We start from the raw sequence: 21417 nt of genomic DNA on the forward strand, positions 1-21417 counted from the left end.
ACGTAAGCCTTTTGATAATAAATATGTTTGTATTAGAGGTTAATTCATACTATCATGAATTAACCTTTTTCTGTTACTTGTGGAACAAGATTTTTCTTGTTCATTCTTGCATATCATATGGTAAAAACACTGAAAATGTCGTTCCTTCATTTAATTTACTATGAACCGATACTTTTCCTCGATGGGCATCTACAAGATTCTTGACAATAGCAAGACCTAAGCCTGTTCCTGCTCTTCCTCTTGTCCTTGCTTTATCTGCTTTATAAAATCGTTCAAACACAAATGGCAAGTCCTCTTCCGATATTCCAGATCCAGTATCCTCAACATCTACTCTGATCCCATTGTTAACTGGTTCAAGTCGCAGTGTAACCTGACCATCTTCCGGAGTATGACGGATAGCATTATCAATAAGATTTGTAAACACTTGCTCAATTCGATCTGAATCAACCTTTAGCAGTCGATCAATCTTATCGATATCGCCAATCATGTGAATACTATTCTCTCTAGCTAATCCTTTGAATTTCCTAAGTATACGATAAGTAAATTCCTCCATGTTAACAGATTCCATATTCAGTTGAGTATGACCCGCTTCCATCCTTGCTAGATCTAATAATTCGTTGACTAATCTTTTCATCCGTACTGATTCTTCATATATAATCTGAGCAAGTTCTTTCTTTTCTTCCTCACTTCCTGCAATATCATCAATTATCGCTTCACTATAGCCTTGCAACAGAGCAATAGGTGTCCTGAGCTCATGAGACACATTTGCAACGAAGTCCTTGCGTAATTTATCATGTAGTCTATCTTCCGTCATATCTCTTAGTACGGCAACGGCTCCGCGGACTTTTTCTTGATCATATAATGGAGTCATGATAATATCCCAGCTTCTACCTTGGACATCTACTTCTCCCATTTGCTCGCACTCTTCTTGAACGACCTGTCCAAACAGACGTTGTAGTTTTTTAGGAAGTTGACTTGCTGTCTCAGTTTTGACTCCTTGCTCATAAACCCAAGCTTTTAGAAATTCATCAGCAGGTGGGTTTGTAATCATTACAGTCCCATATCGGTCAATGGTAATAACACCATCTGCCATTGAGCTTAAGATTCTCGATAACTGCTCTTTCTCATGATTTAAAGCATGTATATTTGTATTTAAACCGCGTGCCATTCGATTAAAAGCATTTCCTAATAGTCCTATTTCATCATTAGTTAAAACAGGCACTTTTGTATTGAAATTCCCTTTTGCTACTTCCAGCGATGCATTTCTCATTTTTCTGAGAGGAGAAGTAATTCGCGACGTCAAAAAGAAAGCAAATACTGTCGTTAAAACTATCGCAACACCAGCAGACAGAAAAATAATATTCTTTGTTTGATTCAAAGCTTCATTCACTATATCCAAAGGCTGATAAAGGAACACAGCTCCTACTTCCGCATCTGCAAAAGTGACTGGTAATCCCACTATCATCATTTCTTCTTGAACTGCCTCTTCCATATTGACTAAAGAAAAGTTGCCTTGAGTAACGACGCGGTTCCCTAATTCTAAAACCTCTGATAGGGCTTCTTCTTCGTAGAAAACCGAGATGGGCAATTCACCTTGACTGTCACCGGAAGTATACCAATATTTTTCTTCATCAAGAATAATTAAGCCCTGGGTTTCGTATGTTTGTGATATCATTGATCCCATCGAGAAAGCTGTCTCATCTACGCCCTCTTCTTCAAGAACGTTAACGATTAGCGTAGCATGATTCATCAATTCATTTTCAGCTTGTTCTGTATAAAAACCTTCAAAAAACTGTAACAGCATAATCGTTAAGATAACTAAAACTACTGAGACTAAAAGTAAAATTGTAAACCAGAGTTTGCCTACTACGCTTCGCCAAAACATCATTACTCCTTCACTGCCTCAAACTTATACCCTACTCCCCATACAGTAGAAATCATATTTGCAGCATCAGGGGAAACCTTACTTAATTTCTCGCGTAATCTCTTTATATGAGTATCAACCGTACGCAAATCTCCGAAAAACTCATAATTCCATACATCCTTCAACAATTGCTCTCTTGAAAACACTTTATCAGGTGCCAGAGCTAAATAAAGCAATAATTCATATTCTTTCGGCGTCAAATTTATATGGTTTCCAGCAGCGGTTACTCTATGTGCATCATTATCAATCGTAAGGTATGAAAACACTAGGACATCTTTCGTTGTTGTTTCCGTTTGTAAGAATTTTGTAGACGATGCTCTTCTGAGTAAGGCTTTTACCCGAAGGACAACTTCCCGTGGACTGAATGGTTTGACTATATAATCATCTGTGCCTGCTTCAAAACCCTGGACGCGATTGGCTTCCTCACCTTTCGCAGTGAGCATAATTATCGGAGTAGCTTTGTGCTTTCTTATTTCCTCGCAAACCTCAATACCATCCATACCTGGCATCATGAGATCCAGTATTATTAAATCATATTCTTCTGCTAAGGCCATCTCTAATGCCTTTTCTCCATTTTCAGCATCATCGACCAAATACTCTTCTCTTTCCAAATACATTTTAAGTAATCTTCGAATACGCTCTTCATCATCCACTACTAATATTCTTGCTTCTTCAGCCATTAGCTAATCCTCCTAAGACTATATAAAACGATTATATAAAAATCGGAAAGCATCGTTCTTTACAGTTTAATTATAAAGTTTTTCAATAAAGAATTGAAAGACTATTCAACACACTAATATTACATTTATTGTAACACGCTCTTTTATAAGAAGGTAGGCACATTCACGGAAAAAGAACACAGAAGAAAAGCACACTCTCGAAAAAGAAAGTGTGCCAGCATACTACATTGCATAAGAATGAAGCCCCGCGATAACAAGGTTAACAAAAATCAGATTAAATAAAATAATTATAAAACCCAAAACGCAAAGCCAAGCACTTTTCTCTCCTTGCCAACCTCTCGATAGACGTAAATGAAGATATGCTGCATAAAATAAGAATGTAACAAGTGCCCAAACTTCTTTTGGATCCCAACCCCAAAAACGGGTCCAAGCAATTTGAGCCCAAATCATCGCAAAAATCAGGCCTCCAAGAGTAAATACGGGGAAACCAATGGCAATAGCACGATAACTAATTTCATCCACTGCTTGCGGATTAACATTTTTCACCAGTGGTTGAATAATTCCACCTATCGGCTTTCGGAACAGAAGCCTCAAAATCAGATAAAAAACAAGCCCTCCTAGAAATGACCAAATAACGACATTTAAATCCCCACTTGCTATAATTGCAGGCGCATTAAATAAAGGATTCATCCCGCCGGAAATTAATTCTCCTTCGTTTGGTCCTACTAACGGTGGCATCGTATAATCTATCTGTGCTTCTTCGCCAAGTTCGTTCGTGTATTCAAACGTGGCTTCGTAATCTGCTAGGTTAAAACCAACATTTAATAATATATAGCCAATCCCGGCAATGATTGAAAAAAGGATAAACTCGACGCCCAGAACTTTCTTTGTTGCTTTTGTAAAATCAATAACCCGAATTAAATAGATTAGTCCCCCAACAAATCCGATTGCTAAAATACCTTGACCAATAACCGTGGTTATAACATGAATCGTTAACCAATGTGATTGAAGTGCAGGTATAAGTGGCTGTGCTTCCGTCGGAAACATGGAAGCATACGCTATAATCAGCATCACTATAGGCATCGTAAAAATTCCCAGATAATTATTTTTATACATCGGATAAATAATTACAAATGCTAACGAGATTGCTATGCCTAATGCAGTTGTATATTCAAACATATTACTTACAGGGGCATGTCCAACTGCAATCCATCTGACGATAAAATAACTCACTGCAGCTATTAAGGCAATAACAGCACTAATATACCCCCATAAACCGGCTTTATTTTTTTCCTCTCCCTCACGGGTTTTAAATTTCTTTCCAGTTATGGAAACTGCGAAAAGAATTGTTGATGCTAAAAAGAGAAAAAAAGCAACATACATTAAATTACTGCTCATTTCAAACATTGTTTTGATTCACTCCTTCATTTTCCTTCTCTTTCGCTGCTTCGTCTAATTGATCAACTGGTGAAGGGATTTGAGTGTTGGCTGAAATGAGACTGAAGTCTTTTTTCAAAGCATGCCAATTTTTATTAGCATGACCAGCTAATAAAAGTGTTCCTTCACGATTCTGAATCCAAATACGACGATGGTGCCAATAAGATCCTTGTATTAATCCAATCATAAATATGATCGCTCCAACTGAAATAACCGGTAATGTTCGATCCTTTCTAATTGTCAGACCAGTAACATCAACCATTTCTACCCCAGCCAAACGAATTGTGTGGTCATGGTCACCGTTTAAGGATTCATTTACCTGAATTCCAATAAGACTGATTTCTCCCTCAGCATTTTCATCCTCTCGGTCTACATCAGGAGGAAATACCTCAAAGATTATTCTAGGATTATCCGGAATTCGGTTTATCGTTGTTGGCTCACGATTGTCATCAATAAGAAAATTAGGAAAATACTCTAAAATTTCAATTTCATAACCATTTTCAAATTCATAAAGTTTTTGTGGATCATTAAGGTCCACTTCAAAAATGAAGTCTGAAAAGTCTTCGTCTACTGTCTCGCTTTCCAATGTAAACGAGAAGGTAGAGAGTTCATTAAGTTTATAATCAACTTGATATAATGAAAAACCTTCAAAAGTTAAAGGATCATTAACAATAATCTCGTGGTCTTTGACCTCTTCTAATTCTGTTTCACTGCCCACTGTGCCATTAGATGACCTTTTAAGTAATGTCGCAGAAGTTCGAAAGGATTCAACGACTGATCCTCCTGCTCTTTCCAAAGCCGCCTCAAACATTTCGTTTTCTTCATCATATAAATCGATCGCAAATTCATTATTACGCACAAAGTAATTTCCACCAGTTCCACTTATTACTTCTTGTTCCCCTTCCCGAACCCATACATGCTCATCTGTGTACATTTCAGGGAAAAACCGAAGCATTCCACCGATTAGAAAGATAATTAAGCCTACATGATTGACATATGGGCCCCATCTAGCAAATCTCCCTTTCTCAGCTAGTAAGTTTCCATTTTCTTTTCTAATCTTATATTTTTTATCTCGTAATACTTTCTCTGCTTTCTTCATTTCAGCCTCAGGATCATCCAATCCTTCCGCTTCTCCAAAAACTCGTTGCCGTTTGAGAAACCCTTCGTGACGAGTTACTCTTTGAGTACTAAGTGCGCGATATAAAGGGACTACCCTATCTAAACTGGCGATGACCAGTGAAATACCCAATGATGCAATTAGAAGCATATACCACCATGAACTATATAGATTATGAAAACCTAATTGGTAGTATAACAACCCTAATGTACCATACTCTTGTTCATAGTAAATCGCTGGATTTTCGCCTGGTGGAATATACATCTCTTGAGGAAAAACAGTTCCTAAAGAAGAAGTAATTAATAAAGCAAAAATTATCCATATTCCAACCTTAACGGAAGAAAAGAAATTCCATACTCTATCTATCATTGATTTTTTATATGTTTGAGAACGTCTCGCTACACCTTCGTATCGCATGTTAGCGATTTTTCCCTTTTCCTCTTTCAGCGGCTTCCCACAGGACTCACATAAATACGTCCCATAAGGATTAACATGGCCACACTCACATTTGACCTTCTCCATAATGAACCCCCACTAATTGCTCGGTATTAATTCATCCAATGATGCAATTACTTGCTCTTCTGTTTTGGCTCCCACTTCAGCATCTATTACTTGCCCTTCTTCGTTAATAAGGAATGTAGCAGGTAGGCTGTGAACACCATATGCATTACTCACTAGCATGTTACGATCAATATATAATGGATAAGAAAGACCTTGTCTTTGTTTATGACGATCTACTTGTAGTGTCGTTTCATCGACATTAATAGAAACAATTTCTACACCTTTTTCATTGTAGTCTTCATGGTACTCTTCCAAATATTGCATTTTTTCCCGGCAGTAAACACAGTATGTTGCCCAAAAATTAACATAGACACCTTTTCCTTGAAGCTCAGCTAACTCCAGCCGATTACCGTCCATATCTTCTAATACGAAATTCGGAGCTATGTCACCTTCGCTTACAAGACCACGATCCGCAGAGAAATGATTGTAAAAGGTAAATCCTATAGCCACCATCATTACACCTAAAATGATTGACCGTATTAGCAGTCTTCGTTTTTTCATGATGAACCCCCATTACGTCAATTAATCTTCACTCTAATATTAACACTAGCCGTTTAGTGTTTACAGCAGTTGCATCCATTAGTTGTGAACTTTATGTGACGGCTAAATCTCTAAGTTGTTTTACTTCGTGCGGTTTTAATTCTCTGTGTTCTCCCGCATTTAAACCACGAAGATGAAGAAATCCGTAATTCTCTCTCTTTAGTTTAATAACTTGGTGACCAATGGCTTCTAGCATGCGTCTAACTTGTCTATTTTTACCTTCGTGAATTGTTATTTCAAGAATCGACGTATTTTTATTGTTATCTGTTTTTTTCACTTTGACTTGCGCCGGTGAAGTTTTGCCATCCTCTAGATTAATTCCACGCTCAAGCCTTTTTAAATCTTCCCTTAAAGGTGCACCTTCTACCTTGGCTATGTACGTTTTTTTGATTTTGTACTTAGGGTGCATGAGCAAGTTTGCAAACTCTCCATCATTTGTTAATAGCAGCAGTCCAGAAGTATCATAATCTAATCTCCCAATTGGAAAGATTCTTTTTTCCGTTGGAATATAAGAAGTAACTACTTTTCGGTCAAATTCATCAGTAACACTGGAAATAACTCCAGAGGGTTTATATAACAAGAAATAGACAGGCTCTTCTTTATTAATAGGTACTCCATTCACTACTACTTCATCTTGTTGTGCATCCACTTTCGTACCAAGCTCTGTAACCTTCTTTCCATTTACCGATACTTTTCCTTCAGTAATTAATTGTTCTGCCTTACGTCTTGATGTAATACCAGCTTGCGCTATAACTTTTTGTAATCGCTCCATTACTTTCACCTCGTATATTTCTAATCGATATTTTTATTCTAGTAGTTAGTTTGTGTCTCAAACGTTAATTTTATCTTTTTTTTAGTGCCGATACAATAAATAACCCCTAAAGGCAAACCCTTTAGGGAAAATATCGTAATATATCTCTAAATTCTTTTCAACTTATTAGAAACTATGTCCTGCTACTGCACTGATTACTGATCATTATCATATCACATACTATGATGAACACAAGCATATTTTCCTCTAAGAAAAACGGCATAGCTGTCAACTTATAAATTCTTACCTTATTAAGAATAAATTTAGACAATCTTTATAGATAGGTTTTCTGAAAAAGATTCTTCCTTCACAAAAACACAAGTCGAACAATAATTATAGAAGCAATAATGCCAATTACATCGGCAGCTAAGCCTACTTTTAATGCATCTCCCATTTTTTTAATTCCAACTGCCCCAAAATAAACAGTGAGTACATAAAATGTTGTGTCCGTACTTCCTTGCATTGTTGAAGCTAAGCGGCCAATAAATGAATCAGGACCATAAGTAGCTATAAGGTCACTCGTCATCCCGAGCGCTCCATTTCCGGAAAGTGGACGAATTAATGCTAAAGGTAGGATCTCAGCAGGAATATAAAACATGGATAACACCGGTGATAGCGTTTCAATAATAAAATCCATAGCTCCTGATTCTCGAAATACTTTAATAGAAACAAGCATACCAACCAAGTAAGGTATAATTCCAAATGACATTTCTACGCCTTCTTTTGCTCCTTCCACAAACATTTCATACGTAGCTACTTTTTTCCACGTTGCAGTAAGAAGGATAAGTAAAATTATCGAAGGAATAATCCAAATGGAGAAGTTTGTTATCCAGTTCATAACGTTTTAACCTCCCTTTTTCAATCGACGAAAGTGAAAATAGCGATCTATGATTATCGCTCCTATCGTCGAGCACGTCGTAGCCAAAATAGTAGTAAACACAATTTCGGTTGGTCCTACGGAGTTATATTCTATTCTTAATGCAATAACAGTCGTAGGTATCAGGGTGATACTAGCTGTATTTATAGCAAGTAATGTAATCATAGATCTGCTTGCTTCTTCTTTATTTCCATTTAACACTTTCAGTTCTTTCATCGCTTTAATGCCCATCGGAGTCGCTGCGTTACCTAGACCAAATAAATTTGCACTCATGTTTGATATAATATATCCCAATGCTGGGTGTCCCTTTGGTATGTCTGGAAAAAGTATTTTAACGAATGGAGACATTATTTTACTTACCCCATTGATAATGCCCGCCTTTTCCGCAATTCTCATCATCCCAAGCCAAAAAGTTAACACACTGATTAAGCCTATACAAATGGCAACGGCTTCTTTTGCTCCTGAAAATATTGCCTCATTAACTAAGTCCATATTTCCTTGTATGGCAGCAAATACAAATCCTATCAGGAATAGACTCACCCAAATAATGTTAACCACCTGTAAAAACTCCATTCATCGGAATCCATCTCTGTATCCATTTCTCATAAAATGTAGAAACCTTCTCTTCATTTTTATATGCTAGTGGAACAATTCCAATTGTTTCTCCAGACAAGTCTATTTGAACCGTTCCTATTGGATATGGATGTCCACTCTCTTCCCATTCAGCTGAATTTGACGGGGATAATAGCATCAGCTTTGTTTTTATTTGATTGTGTTCATCTTCTTCCAAAGGAAATTCAAACGAAAATTCAGCTTCAAGATGATTTTTAAAGTACGGATCGTCTATGTCCTTTACCATTCCCTTTTTAACCAGTGTCTTTATTTGAAAGTTTGCAAACCCCCAATCAAATAAATTCATATGGTCATGCCAATCACTTGGGGCATCGATCGTCACTGCAATGAGTTCCAATCCATCTTTCTCTGCCGAGGAAACGAGTGTCCTGTTGGCTCGTTTTGTATATCCCGTTTTACCTCCTATTGCATAGGGATACAGCTGAGTTAGTAGACGGTTTTTGTTGTTAAACACGCGAATATGGTCTTTATCTGAATCAGAGCGATAACTTTTTGTGGATGTCACTTCTTTGTATGTTTCATTTTCCATGGCATATTGAGTTAATAAGGCCATGTCTAATGCGGAAGAATAGTGTTCTTCGTGGTCATCTAGACCATGGGGATTTGCGAATATCGTTTGTTCCATACCGATCTCACTTGCTTTTTCATTCATCATATAAACGAATCCTTCTAAGCTTCCACCTACATGTTCTGCTATAGCAACTGCTGCATCATTTCCTGATCGAAGCATTAATCCATAAATGAGATCTCTGAGGGGAATTTCCTCACCTTCTGTTAAATATATCGAAGAACCCTCTGTACTGAACGCCCGCGAAGACACAGTTACTTTTTTATCTAGATTCCCAGACTCAATTGCCAGAATTGCTGTCATTATTTTCGTAATACTTGCAATTCTCATCGGAGAACGAGCATCCTTCTCATATAAAATTCTACCACTCTCCTGTTCTATTAAGATTGCTCCTTTTGCCGATACATTCTGATTGTATTCTGCATAGATAGAGCGACTCTCGAAAAATAGAACCGAAAAAAGAGTAAGTAATACGATAACCATTCGGGTAACTTTCATTATTTTTCCTCCGATCTAACAGGTAATTCTATTGCATGTCCTATTAGCCAATTTTATGCATGACGATCGGAAGTATGTCTTTAAAATCAGATAATAAAAAAGTGTTTATTGTTAGTGGTGACTATTTTTAATGAGGAAAATAAAATAAGAGGAAATGATGAGGATGAAGGGACCTTCATAAATAATATGATCGGTCCTTCCTTCGTTATTTTGTCATCCTTTAGATTTAAAAATTAATGCTGCTAGGAAGCTGAATATAATTGCGGATGATATACCTGCACTGGTTACTTGAAATATCCCAGTTATAATACCAATCATTCCACTTGCTTCGGCTTCCTGCAAGGCACCATGTACAAGTGAATTCCCAAAACTCGTTATGGGTACTGTTGCACCTGCACCTGCAAAATCAATCAGTGGCTCGTATAAACCTAATCCATCCAGTATCGCTCCTGAAACAACCAGTGCACTTAATGTGTGACCCGGGGTAAGTTTTCCAACATCTAAGAGAAGTTGTCCGATGACACAAATTAATCCACCTACAATAAATGCATTTAGAAAAATCATTTAGTTTCCTCCTTTCTGTTTTTCTAATGATACCGCATGGGCAATACAAGGAATTGATTCGTGTTGCTGGTATGTTATTGGTGACAGTAACGCACCTGTAGCCACTACAAGAACTCGATTTAATTCCCCACTATTTATTCGGTTCACGATGTTTCCGAACGTTACGGCAGCCGAACATCCAGCGCCACTTGCTCCGGATTGAACTGGTTGCTCTTTTTTATAAAGCATTAATCCAGCATCTTGAAAGAGCTCCTCTTTAATTGCAATATTTTCATTTTCAAATAACTCGAGAGAAATTGCTCTTCCAATTTTCCCTAAATCACCCGTTAATATTAGGTCATAATAGTCAGGTTCTAATTTTAAATCCTCTAAATGAGCTTTAATCGTATCCACCGCAGCAGGTGCCATTGCCCCGCCCATATTAAATGGGTCTTTTAGACCTTCATCAACGACATGACCGATGGTTGCTGAAGTAACAATTGGACCCACCCCAGAAGAACAAACTACACCTGCACCTGCTGCAGTTACGGTCCACTGTGATGTTGGTGGTTTTTGCGCACCATACTCTGTAGGATATCTAAAAGTTTTTTCCACTGCAGCATTATGGCTTGACGAAGCAGCTAAAATATAATCCGCACCTTTAGCATTTATAATGAAAGCAGAAAGTGCTAATGCCTCCATTGAGGTTGCACATGCACCGAACAGACCAAAGAAAGGAATAGCTAAGGATCGACTTGCAAAACTTGTTGAAGTAATTTGATTAAGTAAATCTCCAGCGAACATAAACTGAATATCTTCCTTTGTTACATTTGCTTTTTTTATCGCTTCCTTACATGCATCTTCAAGTAATACTTTTTGTGCTTGTTCAAAGCTGTTTTCCCCACACATTAAATCATCATAGAAAGCGTCAAAATGATTGACTAACTCTCCTTTCTTTTCGAAAGGACCACCGATAACACCAGTACCAATAATTACTGGATTAGACTCAAATGTCCACGTTCTTTTTCCTTCAAGCATTTGTAACCCTCCTCTCAAAATAATAAGGTTTTAATAATCGCTATGATAAACGCAGAAAAGACACCAAATACTATGACTGAACCAGCAAGTTTAAACATATTTGCTGCAACTCCAAGTACAAATCCCTCTGTTCGGTGTTCAATAGCCGCAGATGACATCGCGTTAGCAAACCCTGTTACCGGTACGGCCGATCCCGCTCCGGCAAACTGTCCGAATTTATCATATATCCCTAGGCCAGTAAACAGACACGCTAGAAAGATCAGTGTCGCTACCGTTGGATCCCCAGCAGTTTTATCCGTGAAATCGAAAAAATAAATATACCCGTTTGAAATAAGTTGACCAAGTGTACAAACTAAACCACCAATAATAAAAGCTTTTAGACAATTTATTCCCACCGGACGCTTTGTTTCATGCTTACTTGCTATTTTTTGATATGCTTTTTGTGAGGGCGTTGGTTTCTTAGATTTTTCCATAACTGTAAACCACCTAGCCTTTCAAATCTTCTTTTACTTTTTTAATTTTCTGCTCTAACTCTTTTTTAGTTAATTTATTATTTTCCAAAGCCTGCTCAATCTCTGTTAATTCCATCTCTATTTTTTGGTCTGTTGATACCTCAAATTCCCCATTCGGAATCGATTTTTCAAGTTTTTCTTTTGCTTCTTTACGTATGTCTTTTAAAAAGAAACGATCGAATCCATTTACTGTTAAAGCAACATATACATCTTTATCCAGGGCGACTGAAGTTGCATCATCCACTTCCTCCATGTCTAATACTGTTCTTTCCGCTTCCTTGGCTAAGTGCTGAGGAATCTCCACGCCTGAACCTGCCACACCGTACCTCTGTGCTTTTACCGGATCATCTTCAGCCTGACATCCCACTACACCTATCAGACAGAATACCGAAAGAAGAATCATACATATCCTCATACTCTGTTTGCACTCCTTTTATTTTTCATATTATTATTATCAGAGTGGGAAAGTCTTTTTATGTAAGAAATAATTAACATTTTTACGGAAACAATTATAATCGAAGGAGAGGCTTCTTATGGTTTGGATTGGAATCTATGTTTTACTTGTAGTTGTTATTTTTCTGCAAGGATTCATTTTTTATCAGCTGCGTTTACAAAGTAAAAAGGTAAAGGAATTGTTTAACAAGATTGATTATGTGCCTGAAGTTAAATCAAAGTCTTCATTAACAATGGATTTTGAGGAAGAAATACGAAGAACTACGGAACTTCAGTGGTTAAGAATTCGAAACGCCATTCAAAAACAATCTCACGATATTCATAAAAAAGAGATGGAACTTGCCCCAAAACAGTTTCTTTATAGTCAGGAGACCCTCTCCACTGTTTTTAATGATCAACAGATGGATGCTATCCTTTCTTTCTCAAACACCTACCAACAGTATTTGACTCGCTTTTGGTATACAAAGAACGGAAACTTGAAATCTGTTTTTACAGGCTCAACTAATGACCCGCACTCTGAAGTAGGACAATTAGTGCGCTCGTCGCATGAACTATGCCACCTAATGGATAAGTGGTTCCTCCTCTTTCACCAAAACTAAAATATAATTTAACAAATAGAGAAACCTATCTAATGTAGTTCATTTACATAGGAGGGTTTCCCATTGAACACTAATTTTTTTGCATTAACAATAGAGCTCCTAGTAGGGTTCCTTGCTCTACTCGTATTGACGAAAGTCTTAGGGAAAACTCAGATTGCTCAGCTTACACCTTTTGATTTTATATCTGCATTAATACTTGGTGAATTAGTTGGTAATGCAATTTATGATAAGGATATTGGTTTGCATTATGTTCTATATGCGGTTTTTGTTTGGGGAGCTTTAATTATGTTGGTGGAAACGATCACTCAAAAATATAAAAATTCCAGAGGATTGCTGGAGGGTAAACCTACGATTGTGATTAGACGCGGTGTCATTGATCGGGCCAAACTTCAGACAACAAAACTCGATTTGGATCAATTACAGCATTTATTACGTGACAAAAGCGTTTTCTCCATCCAAGAAGTCGAATATGCTATTCTCGAAGCTAACGGTACAATTAACGTTTTAAAAAAGAGTACGTATCAATCGGTAAGCAAAAGTGATATTAATATAGCTCCAAATGATGTGATGCTACCTATAACCATTGTTTCCGATGGAGGATGGATTGATGAGAATCTTCAGCAAACCCCTTTACTAAAGGAGTCTTTACAAAATCTCTTCAGTGAGCAAGGGATTGAGATCAATCATGTATTAATTGCTGAGTGGTCAGAGGGAGAGCCTCTCTATGTTCACCTCGATCATGCGCCATTTATAAAATATTTAGATATTAGTTCTTTAATATAAGAAAAACGCTGAGCGTCTTTTATTAAATACAGCGTCAGCTTCCATCGCCCCGAGTAGCACCTATATACTGAGTGTAGGTGCTATACTCGAAAGGATGATGGATTTCCCTTGATACGTGCGGTGTGAAGGGAGCTACCAATTTTATAAATTCTTATCTCTTAAAAAATAAAGGTATATCTAATAGGTTAGCAAACCCATTGATATACCTTTAATATATTAATTCTCTCTTTGATTCACTTTCGTTCGGTAGTCTGTTTCGTAATACTCTAATTCTTCTCTCACTGTCTGGATAGGTCCTTCAATAGTTTGTACAACTTCTTTTACTATCCTAGGGACCTCGTTACGAAAACGAATCGCATTTTTTCCTGTGTAGGCAGCCCGACTATCCTCATACCAAACATCATAATGCGGCTGAAAAAATTCTTCAATGCATTGATGAAAAATCCAGTACAACGTTTTTTCAGCTGCTGCTTTTCTGAAATTTTCGCTACGCAAAATAATATTACCCGATTCTCTGCCTTCTTCAAAAAAAACAAGAAGACGCCTAAATTGGTCAAGAATTAATTCGAAGTCCTCAGTTGAAGTATTGGTAGTTGATTTAACTAAATCGTCTAATCGGATCTCATTTAAGAAAGATCTAATTTCTCCGGATACATCTTTCATATTCCCCATGGTAATCTGAAGCTGCTGCCTGACTAGATCATTTCCCATTTCTGAACTCCCCTCTATCTGATTACTTCTATTTTAGCTCTTGTGAGGCCAATTGTTCCTGAAACTTCTCGAAAAATAAGTCAACTTCACCTTCTACATCTTCTTCTGATTGTTCTGTTAAAGGTGGTAATTCTTCAATAGTACGTAAGCCAAATTGCTCTAAAAACTGTTTTGTTGTTCCATATAAAATTGCTCTACCTGTTCCCTCGACTCTACCCACTTCTTTAATAAGACCCTTGGCACTTAATGTACGGATCGGGCGTTCAGATTTCACACCACGGATATCTTCAATTTCCATCCGCGACAATGGCTGCTTATAGGCTATAATCGCCAGAGATTCAAGTGCCGCTTGGGATAGCGTCGTTGAAGTTGGAGATTGCACGAGGCGTTTAAAAAACTCTGCATGCTCTTTTTTCGTCGTTAGCTGATATCCCCCAGCCAATTCAACTAATTGTATTCCCCTTTGCTCTGATTGATACATCTCTTTCATTTCAGCAAGGTAAAATTTTAATGTTTTTCTATCTAATTCAAGGACCTCCATTAGTTGCTTTTCATCAATACCCTCTTCGCCGGATACAAATAAAAGTCCTTCTATCACAGCTTTAATTTCATGACTCTTCAATGGATGGACCTCCTTGTGCGTAAACCATAATATCTTCAAAATTTCTTTCTTGTTCGCATCGAATAGCGTTCGCCTTCATCAATTCCAGTAAAGCTAAAAATGTCACCACAAGGTGAGGTTGATCATCCTCTTTAAATAAATCTGAGAAACGGCTTCTGCCTTTCTTCAAATAGAGAGCTTCCACAATTTGTGACATACGTTCATCAATAGGAACCTCTTGTCGATTTATAGTTGAAATGGTAGGTTTAATTTTTTTATTTCTTTTCTTCATTTTTTGAAAGGCTTGAAGCATATCATAAATAGAGGCATTAACAGGAGTGCTTTGACCTTCTTCTTTATCCTCAAGTAAAGGCGTCAAGTCCGTCATTGGTTTAGAGAATAAATCACTTCTTTCTGTCTCTCGCGTTCTTAGTTCACCAGCTGCTTCTTTGTATTTTTTATATTCTATAAGACGCTGCATTAAGTCATCTCGCGTATCTTCCTCTTCCATCACCAAATCTTCATCCCATACCTCTTCTTCGACAGGAAGAAGAAGTTTGCTCTTCATATGCAACAGGGTGGACGCCATTACTAAGTATTCACTGGCTACATCGAGGTGAAGGGTTTGCATAGCATGAATATAAGTCATATATTGCTCAGTAATTTCTTTTACTGGTATATCATAAAGGTCTAGGTCATTCTTTTGAATAAGGTGTAAAAGTAAGTCTAAAGGCCCCTCAAAGGCGTGTAGCTTTACGCTGTATTGAATCATTTGTTTATTTCCCCGTTCTTAGTAAGATCTGCTTAAATTATACCATATTCCGAAAAACTGGACCTATTTTCCGCTAAAATTGCCTGCTCTTTCTTTCCTCGAAACAATCGTTTATTATAAGAGATATAAACATACCTTTTGGAGGAAGCAATGAAAAAATATGCGAATGAATATATTGAATACTTACTGCATTTCCAAAGTTCCAGAGATTATTTTGAATGTCATGAAATCATGGAAGAATTTTGGTTAGAAAATGATCGTGATTTAAAATGGTTATTATTAATTCAACTTGCAGTAGCTGTTTATCATGAGAGACAGAAAAATTTCACAGGTAGCTTAAGGCTTTACCGAAAAACACTGTCATACTTGCGAAACCAGCCAGCTCTATTAGATGAATTAAGTATTCACGGTGGAGATCTGGAACAACAAGTGAAATCTCGGATTAAAACGATATTAAATGAGGGAGAGTATGAACCCTTTAATTTACCATTAACTGATGACATGCTTATTAAAAAGTGTGAAATCCTGTCAAAAGAAAAAGGTTGGGTATGGTTATATAAAAATGACGCCAGTAATCCTGATCTAACTTATCGTCATAAACGTCGTGACCGTAGTGAAGTTATTGAAGCAAGACATCAGTCTCTTTTATATAAACAACAGAAAAGAGGAGGTCTCAAAAGGTAATAAAGACCTTTTGAGACCTCCCTATAATATGAAAAAAATGAAACCTCCGTATCTTTTAAAAACCCATTAGGAACATATTTGTCCTTATAGGTTGCTCAGAGCTGAGCCCTTGCCAATCAAATTTACACTTTTTTTCGACAATGTTTTAAAAAATGATCTGTATGCTTTAAGCCTATTAAATAAACAGAATACTTGTCTTCCATTGCCTGAACCATCGTTAATGCTAATCCTTCGTTTCTGTGTGAGGGATCAACCGTTAAATCTCGTAAATAGACGTCCTCGTTATCTTCTTCTACACCAATAACTCCGACAAATTGATTCGCTTCCGTCCGCCATAAATAAAGCTTCAAAGTTTCTGATTTTGTATACTTATCAATAACTTTTTGAATCTTTTTGATACTTTTTTCTCCCGGCATAAAAGAGAGTAAACCCATGGCAATTTTTTCATGTTCCTTTTTATATGATACAAGCATTTATTCATCCCTCATCGTTCGCTTTGTTCTCTATATTATGAACATTAATTAGAAAACGTAACCTCCCTAGACAACTAATTCCTTGTTATCTTGTAAAGTTTTTTGATAAGTTTGCCATTTCAATGGCTCCAGCAGCAGCTTCCCATCCTTTATTACCAGCTTTTGTTCCTGCTCTTTCAATAGCTTGCTCAATCGTATCCGTTGTAAGTACACCGAAAATTACAGGGATTCCCGATGACAGTGATAAGGAACCTACTCCTTTAGCTACTTCACTACACACATAATCAAAGTGTGGAGTCGAGCCGCGAATCACAGTTCCTAGTGTAACAATCGCATCATATTTCCCTGAGTCAGCCATTTTTTTCGCAATAAGAGGAATTTCAAATGCGCCTGGGACCCAAGCTATATCGACATCTTCGTCATTCACTCCGTGACGTTTAAATGCGTCTACTGCACCTCCAAGAAGTTTACCCGTAATAAATTCATTGAATCGACCAACAACGATTCCAACCTTTAAATCTGTTCCAATTAAATTTCCTTCATATACATTTCCCATCATACATCCTCCTAATATTTATTTATAAATGCAAATAATGACCTAATTTTTCTTTTTTCGTTTTTAAATAATTTTCATTGTTTTTCGTTTGCGGCATTTGCAATGCAATACGATCTACTATTTCAAGATCGTAACCGCTCAATCCAGTTATCTTTCTCGGGTTGTTTGTTAACAACTTCATTTTTCTAATGCCTAAATCTCTTAAGATTTGAGCACCAATACCATAATCGCGTAAATCCGGAGCGAATCCAAGTTTTTCGTTTGCTTGGACTGTGTCATAACCTTCTTCTTGAAGCTTATAAGCTCTCATTTTATTAAGGAGGCCTATTCCTCTGCCCTCTTGCCTCATATATAAGACAACTCCTGAACCTGCTTCTTCAATTTGAGCAAGCGCTGCATGTAGCTGAGGTTTGCAATCACACCGTTGAGAACCAAAAACATCCCCTGTTAAACATTCAGAATGTACACGGACAAGTGTTGGTTTTTCGCCGCCAATCTCCCCTTTTACAATCGCTACATGTTCTTTTCCATCCACTACATTAGAATAACCAAAAGCTTTGAAATCACCGAAATCGGTAGGAAGATTAATTTCAACTTCTTGCTGAACTAATTTATCTTTCCTGTTTCGATATTTAATCAAGTCTTTAATTGTAATCATTTTCAGATTATGTTCCAAGGCAATTTTATGCAGGTCAGGAACCCTTGCCATTGTACCATCTTCTTTAATTATTTCACAAATTACACCTGCAGGCTCTGAACCGCACAATCTCGCTAAATCAACCGTCGCTTCTGTATGACCTGCTCTGCGAAGTACTCCCCCATCTTTAGCGATTAAAGGAAAGATATGACCAGGACGTTGAAAATCTGCAGCTTTTGTATTCTTATCAATAAGGCTTTTTACAGTCAGCGATCTTTCAGGCGCAGAGATGCCTGTTGTTGTATGTTTATGATCAATACTCACTGTAAAAGCTGTACCATGGGGATCAGAGTTTCGGTCCACCATAGATGCTAAACCCAGTTTCTCCGCTCTCTCGGATGTAATAGGTGCACACACAAGACCTCTCCCATGTGTAATCATAAAATTAATAACCTCAGGTGTTGTCTTCTCTGCTAAAGCAAGAAAATCTCCTTCGTTTTCTCTATCCTCATCATCACATACAATAACTACTTCGCCTTGTGCTAATGCATAAATTGCTTCTTCAATAGGATCAAAAATCTTCATCATTGTACCTCCTCTCGTTATAAATACCCATTTTCTTCTAAAAAGCTTTCAGTCAAATTCCCGGATGTTTTTTTCTCCGAAGACTTTTTTTGAAACAGAAGTTCTTCTATATATTTAGCTAACATATCACATTCGATATTCACAATATCTCCGGGCCCTTTTTGACCTAGAATCGTCTCTTGAATAGTATGTGGGATGATCGAAATCGTAAACACATTCTCATCTAAGCCAAAAATAGTTAAGCTAGTTCCATCAACTGTGACACTGCCTTTCATCATCATAAATTTTCTAAGTTCAGCTGAAATTTCTATTTCATAATAAACAGCGTTGTGCTCTGGTCTTTTTGTTCTAATCGTTCCTATTCCATCAACGTGCCCGGATACAAAATGTCCTCCAAAACGTCCATTCGCGGGCATTGCTCGTTCTAAGTTAACTTCCGAGCGAGAAGTCAGACTCTGCAGACTTGTACTTCGAACTGTTTCAGGCATGATGTCAACTGTAAATGCCGTCGCTTGAAAAGAGGTAACCGTCAGACAAACGCCATTAACAGAAATACTATCCCCTAATTTGACATCAGCTAATATTTTAGAAGCCTCAATCGACATCACGATCGATTCTCCAGATTGACGAATGCTTTCTACTCGACCTTTTTCTTCAATGATTCCCGTAAACATCGTTATTCCTCCTTTTTTTCGTAAATTAGCTTTAAATCTTGACCGAGTTTATCTATAGACAGTAAAGCTAACCTGGGAGCGTCCTTTAATAATTGTATACCTTCACCGGAGAAAGAAGAGGCGGCTGAAGCTCCGCCTATAATAACTGGAGCGAGATACTTAACTAACCGTTGAAACTTACCTGCTCTGAGAAAACTATCGTTTACTGTTCCGCCACCTTCTACTAGTAGCGAAGTCACTTGTTCTTTCCCAATCACTTGCAAAAGTTCTTTAATAGCAAGGCTCTCATCTTTTAGAACAAACACCTTCACATTTTTATTTTCTATCTGTGTTATTTTATCCAAAGAAGCTCGGTTTGTTGTCATTATCCATGTTTTTGCTTCATTGTCATGCAACATTTTTGCTTGAACTGGAATACGCAACTGACGATCCAATACGATACGAATGGGGCTTTTCCCACCGTCATTCAACCTCGTTGTTAGTAAAGGGTCGTCCTTTAATACTGTTTCTACACCAACTAGAATTGCATCATGTTCATATCTTAGTTCATGAACGTCTAACCTGGCGGCTTCTCCAGTAATCCATTTGCTTTCACCGGAAGTTGTCGCAATCTTACCATCGATACTTGAAGCAGTTTTAAGTGTTACGTATGGTGTTCCTGTGCGAATATAATGGAAGAACACTCGATTCAATTGATCTGCTTCTTCCTTCATAACACCAACTTCTACTTCTATTTTTGCCTGTCTTAGTTTTTCAATCCCATTTCCCGCAACTTTAGGGTTGGGGTCCATTGAGGCTATGACGACTTTTGATATACCACTTGCTATAACAGCATCAGCGCAAGGTGGCGTGCGGCCATGATGTGAGCAAGGTTCAAGTGTTACATACATCGTAGCACCAACTGCATTCCTTTTAGCCATTTCTAACGCATGACGCTCTGCGTGGGGTTCTCCTGCTTTCAAATGAGCACCCATTCCTATTATTTCGTGGTTTTTTACAATAACAGCACCTACAACTGGATTAGGTGATGTTTGTCCTACGGTTTGCTTTGCTAAGTCAATGGCAAGCTTCATATATTGATTTTCCAAGTGAAGCCTCCCCTTCCTATTCATAATTTTGACAACAAAAAATCCCGAAAGATGAAGATCCTTCAGGACATAAGTACAGAATATGAAAAGTAAAGAAAAGGATTATGTTGTTTTTAGACACAATGGCAGAATATCTATTTTAAAAAAGGAATCCCCTTTTTAAGACAGATTTCTCCCAATCGTTAGGACAAATCCTTTTTTTAACCGTCATAATCCTTCTCCCATCCAGACTTTACTGTCGGCTTTGGAGTTTCACCAAATCCACCGTTACTAAAAAAAATAGTACCGGGTCACGGACTAAGAGGCATTGCCTCATCACCGCCGGTTGGGAATTTCACCCTACCCCGAAGGAAATCGGTTTATTCAATTTTGTTTATTATATCACAAGTCTTAGATTTGACAATCAAATATGCTTTTAATAAATGGATTTTCCCGCTTATTATTTAAATTAGAACATGGATGTTAATTCGAATTCTCTAACAAATGAACGCTTTCCAAGCACAATGCTTCAGCCTTTCAGCCTCCATGGGAATTCCAAACGAGGCCACTGGTAAAATTTGAAAATGATTTGGAAATCGCTTCTCTCCCGGAAAGCTAAAAAACTCGTACCGTCTTTTGTTGAAAAGACTTAGCATCTTTTATATGTATTTTGTTGTTCTATGAGTACGAGAGGTTGTTTGGAAGAATTACCGCTCGCTTTCCGTGGATGATCCGCGAGCCTCCTCGAGCAAACTGACGCTCTGCGGGGTCTCGCTTGGATCATTCTTCCACAGGAGTCTCGCGGATTCTTCCCAACAACAAGTTTACATAACTATTATTGTTTCTGATATGAGGCTTGAAAAGAAAAAAACATTTTTTTAGAAAGGTTATCTATGTTGTCTTTCTTTTTTTGAAAAAATAACTCGAAGTAGTGAAGGCGGCGACTCATGCAGTAAAATACATAGCTGAATCCCACAGGACGGTCTTTGGAGGGCACTGAAAAAGTTAATTTATCGATATTGAAATGCATAATAATGCAATTACTTTCATTTAAAAAGTTGTTGATGAGCCCGGAGCAAGTGA

The 21417-nt window shown here is 37.5% G+C and carries 24 protein-coding genes and 1 riboswitch; of the genes, 3 read left to right on the forward strand and 21 right to left on the reverse strand.

What is annotated here, in order from left to right; genetic code table 11:
* Positions 1-100 precede the first annotated feature (100 nt).
* From ACHABW_RS18450 to ACHABW_RS18510, 13 genes are all read right to left on the reverse strand, one after another.
* Positions 101-1888 (reverse strand): ATP-binding protein, encoded by a 1788-nt coding sequence (locus ACHABW_RS18450; protein WP_435757429.1) that lies wholly within the window; start codon positions 1886-1888, stop codon positions 101-103.
* Positions 1888-2604, reverse strand: coding sequence for a response regulator transcription factor (locus ACHABW_RS18455; protein WP_110935205.1), 717 nt, complete (start codon positions 2602-2604; stop codon positions 1888-1890). Before ACHABW_RS18455 ends, ACHABW_RS18450 begins: the two co-directional genes overlap by 1 nt.
* Positions 2605-2826: 222 nt before the next feature.
* Positions 2827-4011, reverse strand: a complete 1185-nt coding sequence (ccsB, locus tag ACHABW_RS18460; RefSeq protein ID WP_435757432.1) for a c-type cytochrome biogenesis protein CcsB — start codon at positions 4009-4011, stop codon at positions 2827-2829.
* Positions 4004-5680: a cytochrome c biogenesis protein ResB gene (gene resB, locus ACHABW_RS18465; RefSeq protein WP_435757434.1), complete on the reverse strand. Its 1677-nt coding sequence runs from the start codon at positions 5678-5680 to the stop codon at positions 4004-4006. The genes ccsB and resB overlap by 8 nt, the downstream gene beginning before the upstream one ends.
* 12 nt (positions 5681-5692) lie before the next feature.
* On the reverse strand, positions 5693-6220 hold the full coding sequence (gene resA / locus ACHABW_RS18470; RefSeq protein WP_110935202.1) for a thiol-disulfide oxidoreductase ResA: 528 nt from the start codon (positions 6218-6220) through the stop codon (positions 5693-5695).
* A 91-nt stretch (positions 6221-6311) separates the two neighbouring features.
* Positions 6312-7031: a pseudouridine synthase gene (locus ACHABW_RS18475; protein ID WP_435757436.1), complete on the reverse strand. Its 720-nt coding sequence runs from the start codon at positions 7029-7031 to the stop codon at positions 6312-6314.
* Between the two features lie 346 nt (positions 7032-7377).
* Complete coding sequence (locus ACHABW_RS18480) at positions 7378-7908, reverse strand: spore maturation protein (RefSeq protein WP_110935200.1); 531 nt, start codon at positions 7906-7908, stop codon at positions 7378-7380.
* 6 nt (positions 7909-7914) lie between these two features.
* On the reverse strand, positions 7915-8505 hold the full coding sequence (locus tag ACHABW_RS18485) for a nucleoside recognition domain-containing protein (RefSeq protein ID WP_110935199.1): 591 nt from the start codon (positions 8503-8505) through the stop codon (positions 7915-7917).
* A complete protein-coding gene (locus tag ACHABW_RS18490) occupies positions 8498-9646 on the reverse strand; it encodes a D-alanyl-D-alanine carboxypeptidase family protein (protein ID WP_435757439.1) in 1149 nt (382 codons plus the stop codon). Before ACHABW_RS18490 ends, ACHABW_RS18485 begins: the two co-directional genes overlap by 8 nt.
* A gap of 213 nt (positions 9647-9859) precedes the next feature.
* A complete protein-coding gene (spoVAE, locus tag ACHABW_RS18495) occupies positions 9860-10210 on the reverse strand; it encodes a stage V sporulation protein AE (RefSeq protein ID WP_435757441.1) in 351 nt (116 codons plus the stop codon).
* Entirely contained in the window at positions 10211-11227 is a 1017-nt protein-coding gene (spoVAD, locus tag ACHABW_RS18500; RefSeq protein ID WP_435757442.1) for a stage V sporulation protein AD, read from the reverse strand.
* A gap of 14 nt (positions 11228-11241) precedes the next feature.
* Positions 11242-11700 (reverse strand): stage V sporulation protein AC, encoded by a 459-nt coding sequence (gene spoVAC, locus ACHABW_RS18505; protein WP_435757444.1) that lies wholly within the window; start codon positions 11698-11700, stop codon positions 11242-11244.
* 13 nt (positions 11701-11713) lie between these two features.
* The gene (locus ACHABW_RS18510) at positions 11714-12142 is read right to left on the reverse strand and encodes a YhcN/YlaJ family sporulation lipoprotein (protein WP_435757446.1); all 429 of its coding nucleotides are present in this window, start codon (positions 12140-12142) and stop codon (positions 11714-11716) included.
* Positions 12143-12272: 130 nt separating this feature from the next.
* On the opposite strand from ACHABW_RS18510, the gene ACHABW_RS18515 reads away from it, so the two are divergent.
* Both ACHABW_RS18515 and ACHABW_RS18520 read left to right on the forward strand, forming a co-directional pair.
* The gene (locus ACHABW_RS18515) at positions 12273-12791 is read left to right on the forward strand and encodes a hypothetical protein (RefSeq protein WP_435757448.1); all 519 of its coding nucleotides are present in this window, start codon (positions 12273-12275) and stop codon (positions 12789-12791) included.
* Positions 12792-12854: 63 nt separating this feature from the next.
* The gene (locus tag ACHABW_RS18520) at positions 12855-13574 is read left to right on the forward strand and encodes a DUF421 domain-containing protein (RefSeq protein WP_435757450.1); all 720 of its coding nucleotides are present in this window, start codon (positions 12855-12857) and stop codon (positions 13572-13574) included.
* A gap of 216 nt (positions 13575-13790) precedes the next feature.
* On the opposite strand, the gene ACHABW_RS18525 is transcribed toward ACHABW_RS18520, so the two are convergent.
* The 3 genes from ACHABW_RS18525 to ACHABW_RS18535 are packed head-to-tail and all read right to left on the reverse strand — an operon-like array spanning position 13791 to position 15658.
* Positions 13791-14285 carry a DUF3907 family protein gene (locus ACHABW_RS18525; RefSeq protein ID WP_435757452.1) on the reverse strand — a complete coding sequence of 165 codons (495 nt, stop codon included), beginning with the start codon at positions 14283-14285 and terminating at the stop codon, positions 13791-13793.
* A 28-nt stretch (positions 14286-14313) separates the two neighbouring features.
* On the reverse strand, positions 14314-14907 hold the full coding sequence (gene scpB, locus ACHABW_RS18530) for an SMC-Scp complex subunit ScpB (protein WP_435757454.1): 594 nt from the start codon (positions 14905-14907) through the stop codon (positions 14314-14316).
* A complete protein-coding gene (locus ACHABW_RS18535; protein ID WP_110935189.1) occupies positions 14894-15658 on the reverse strand; it encodes a segregation/condensation protein A in 765 nt (254 codons plus the stop codon). The genes scpB and ACHABW_RS18535 overlap by 14 nt, the downstream gene beginning before the upstream one ends.
* A 150-nt stretch (positions 15659-15808) precedes the next feature.
* Between ACHABW_RS18535 and ACHABW_RS18540 the strand changes: the two genes are divergently transcribed.
* Positions 15809-16342, forward strand: a complete 534-nt coding sequence (locus ACHABW_RS18540) for a DUF309 domain-containing protein (RefSeq protein WP_435757457.1) — start codon at positions 15809-15811, stop codon at positions 16340-16342.
* Positions 16343-16464: 122 nt separating this feature from the next.
* On the opposite strand, the gene ACHABW_RS18545 is transcribed toward ACHABW_RS18540, so the two are convergent.
* From ACHABW_RS18545 to ribD, 5 genes are all read right to left on the reverse strand, one after another.
* Positions 16465-16815: a GNAT family N-acetyltransferase gene (locus ACHABW_RS18545; protein WP_110935187.1), complete on the reverse strand. Its 351-nt coding sequence runs from the start codon at positions 16813-16815 to the stop codon at positions 16465-16467.
* Between the two features lie 85 nt (positions 16816-16900).
* Complete coding sequence (ribH, locus tag ACHABW_RS18550) at positions 16901-17371, reverse strand: 6,7-dimethyl-8-ribityllumazine synthase (protein ID WP_110935186.1); 471 nt, start codon at positions 17369-17371, stop codon at positions 16901-16903.
* Positions 17372-17393: 22 nt separating this feature from the next.
* Entirely contained in the window at positions 17394-18593 is a 1200-nt protein-coding gene (locus ACHABW_RS18555) for a bifunctional 3,4-dihydroxy-2-butanone-4-phosphate synthase/GTP cyclohydrolase II (protein ID WP_435757465.1), read from the reverse strand.
* A 17-nt stretch (positions 18594-18610) separates the two neighbouring features.
* Positions 18611-19267 (reverse strand): riboflavin synthase, encoded by a 657-nt coding sequence (gene ribE, locus ACHABW_RS18560; protein ID WP_435757459.1) that lies wholly within the window; start codon positions 19265-19267, stop codon positions 18611-18613.
* Between the two features lie 2 nt (positions 19268-19269).
* Positions 19270-20379, reverse strand: a complete 1110-nt coding sequence (gene ribD, locus ACHABW_RS18565; RefSeq protein WP_435757461.1) for a bifunctional diaminohydroxyphosphoribosylaminopyrimidine deaminase/5-amino-6-(5-phosphoribosylamino)uracil reductase RibD — start codon at positions 20377-20379, stop codon at positions 19270-19272.
* A gap of 185 nt (positions 20380-20564) precedes the next feature.
* A riboswitch (FMN riboswitch) is annotated at positions 20565-20711 on the reverse strand.
* Between the last annotated feature and the right edge of the window lie 706 nt (positions 20712-21417).

The organism is Salipaludibacillus sp. CF4.18 (assembly GCF_051262595.1).
GTDB classification, from domain to species: Bacteria; Bacillota; Bacilli; order Bacillales; family Salisediminibacteriaceae; genus Salipaludibacillus; species Salipaludibacillus neizhouensis.

What these genes read in the sequence shown, in the direction of transcription:
- ACHABW_RS18450 (WP_435757429.1), bottom strand. Translation starts at nt 1,888, where the DNA reads ATGATGTTTTGGCGAAGCGTAGTAGGCAAACTCTGGTTTACAATTTTA.
- ACHABW_RS18455 (WP_110935205.1), bottom strand. Translation starts at nt 2,604, where the DNA reads ATGGCTGAAGAAGCAAGAATATTAGTAGTGGATGATGAAGAGCGTATT.
- ccsB (WP_435757432.1), bottom strand. Translation starts at nt 4,011, where the DNA reads ATGTTTGAAATGAGCAGTAATTTAATGTATGTTGCTTTTTTTCTCTTT.
- resB (WP_435757434.1), bottom strand. Translation starts at nt 5,680, where the DNA reads ATGGAGAAGGTCAAATGTGAGTGTGGCCATGTTAATCCTTATGGGACG.
- resA (WP_110935202.1), bottom strand. Translation starts at nt 6,220, where the DNA reads ATGAAAAAACGAAGACTGCTAATACGGTCAATCATTTTAGGTGTAATG.
- ACHABW_RS18475 (WP_435757436.1), bottom strand. Translation starts at nt 7,031, where the DNA reads ATGGAGCGATTACAAAAAGTTATAGCGCAAGCTGGTATTACATCAAGA.
- ACHABW_RS18480 (WP_110935200.1), bottom strand. Translation starts at nt 7,908, where the DNA reads ATGAACTGGATAACAAACTTCTCCATTTGGATTATTCCTTCGATAATT.
- ACHABW_RS18490 (WP_435757439.1), bottom strand. Translation starts at nt 9,646, where the DNA reads ATGAAAGTTACCCGAATGGTTATCGTATTACTTACTCTTTTTTCGGTT.
- spoVAE (WP_435757441.1), bottom strand. Translation starts at nt 10,210, where the DNA reads ATGATTTTTCTAAATGCATTTATTGTAGGTGGATTAATTTGTGTCATC.
- spoVAD (WP_435757442.1), bottom strand. Translation starts at nt 11,227, where the DNA reads ATGCTTGAAGGAAAAAGAACGTGGACATTTGAGTCTAATCCAGTAATT.
- spoVAC (WP_435757444.1), bottom strand. Translation starts at nt 11,700, where the DNA reads ATGGAAAAATCTAAGAAACCAACGCCCTCACAAAAAGCATATCAAAAA.
- ACHABW_RS18510 (WP_435757446.1), bottom strand. Translation starts at nt 12,142, where the DNA reads ATGATTCTTCTTTCGGTATTCTGTCTGATAGGTGTAGTGGGATGTCAG.
- ACHABW_RS18515 (WP_435757448.1), top strand. Translation starts at nt 12,273, where the DNA reads ATGGTTTGGATTGGAATCTATGTTTTACTTGTAGTTGTTATTTTTCTG.
- ACHABW_RS18525 (WP_435757452.1), bottom strand. Translation starts at nt 14,285, where the DNA reads ATGGGAAATGATCTAGTCAGGCAGCAGCTTCAGATTACCATGGGGAAT.
- ACHABW_RS18535 (WP_110935189.1), bottom strand. Translation starts at nt 15,658, where the DNA reads ATGATTCAATACAGCGTAAAGCTACACGCCTTTGAGGGGCCTTTAGAC.
- ACHABW_RS18540 (WP_435757457.1), top strand. Translation starts at nt 15,809, where the DNA reads ATGAAAAAATATGCGAATGAATATATTGAATACTTACTGCATTTCCAA.
- ACHABW_RS18545 (WP_110935187.1), bottom strand. Translation starts at nt 16,815, where the DNA reads ATGCTTGTATCATATAAAAAGGAACATGAAAAAATTGCCATGGGTTTA.
- ribH (WP_110935186.1), bottom strand. Translation starts at nt 17,371, where the DNA reads ATGGGAAATGTATATGAAGGAAATTTAATTGGAACAGATTTAAAGGTT.
- ACHABW_RS18555 (WP_435757465.1), bottom strand. Translation starts at nt 18,593, where the DNA reads ATGAAGATTTTTGATCCTATTGAAGAAGCAATTTATGCATTAGCACAA.
- ribE (WP_435757459.1), bottom strand. Translation starts at nt 19,267, where the DNA reads ATGTTTACGGGAATCATTGAAGAAAAAGGTCGAGTAGAAAGCATTCGT.
- ribD (WP_435757461.1), bottom strand. Translation starts at nt 20,379, where the DNA reads ATGAATAGGAAGGGGAGGCTTCACTTGGAAAATCAATATATGAAGCTT.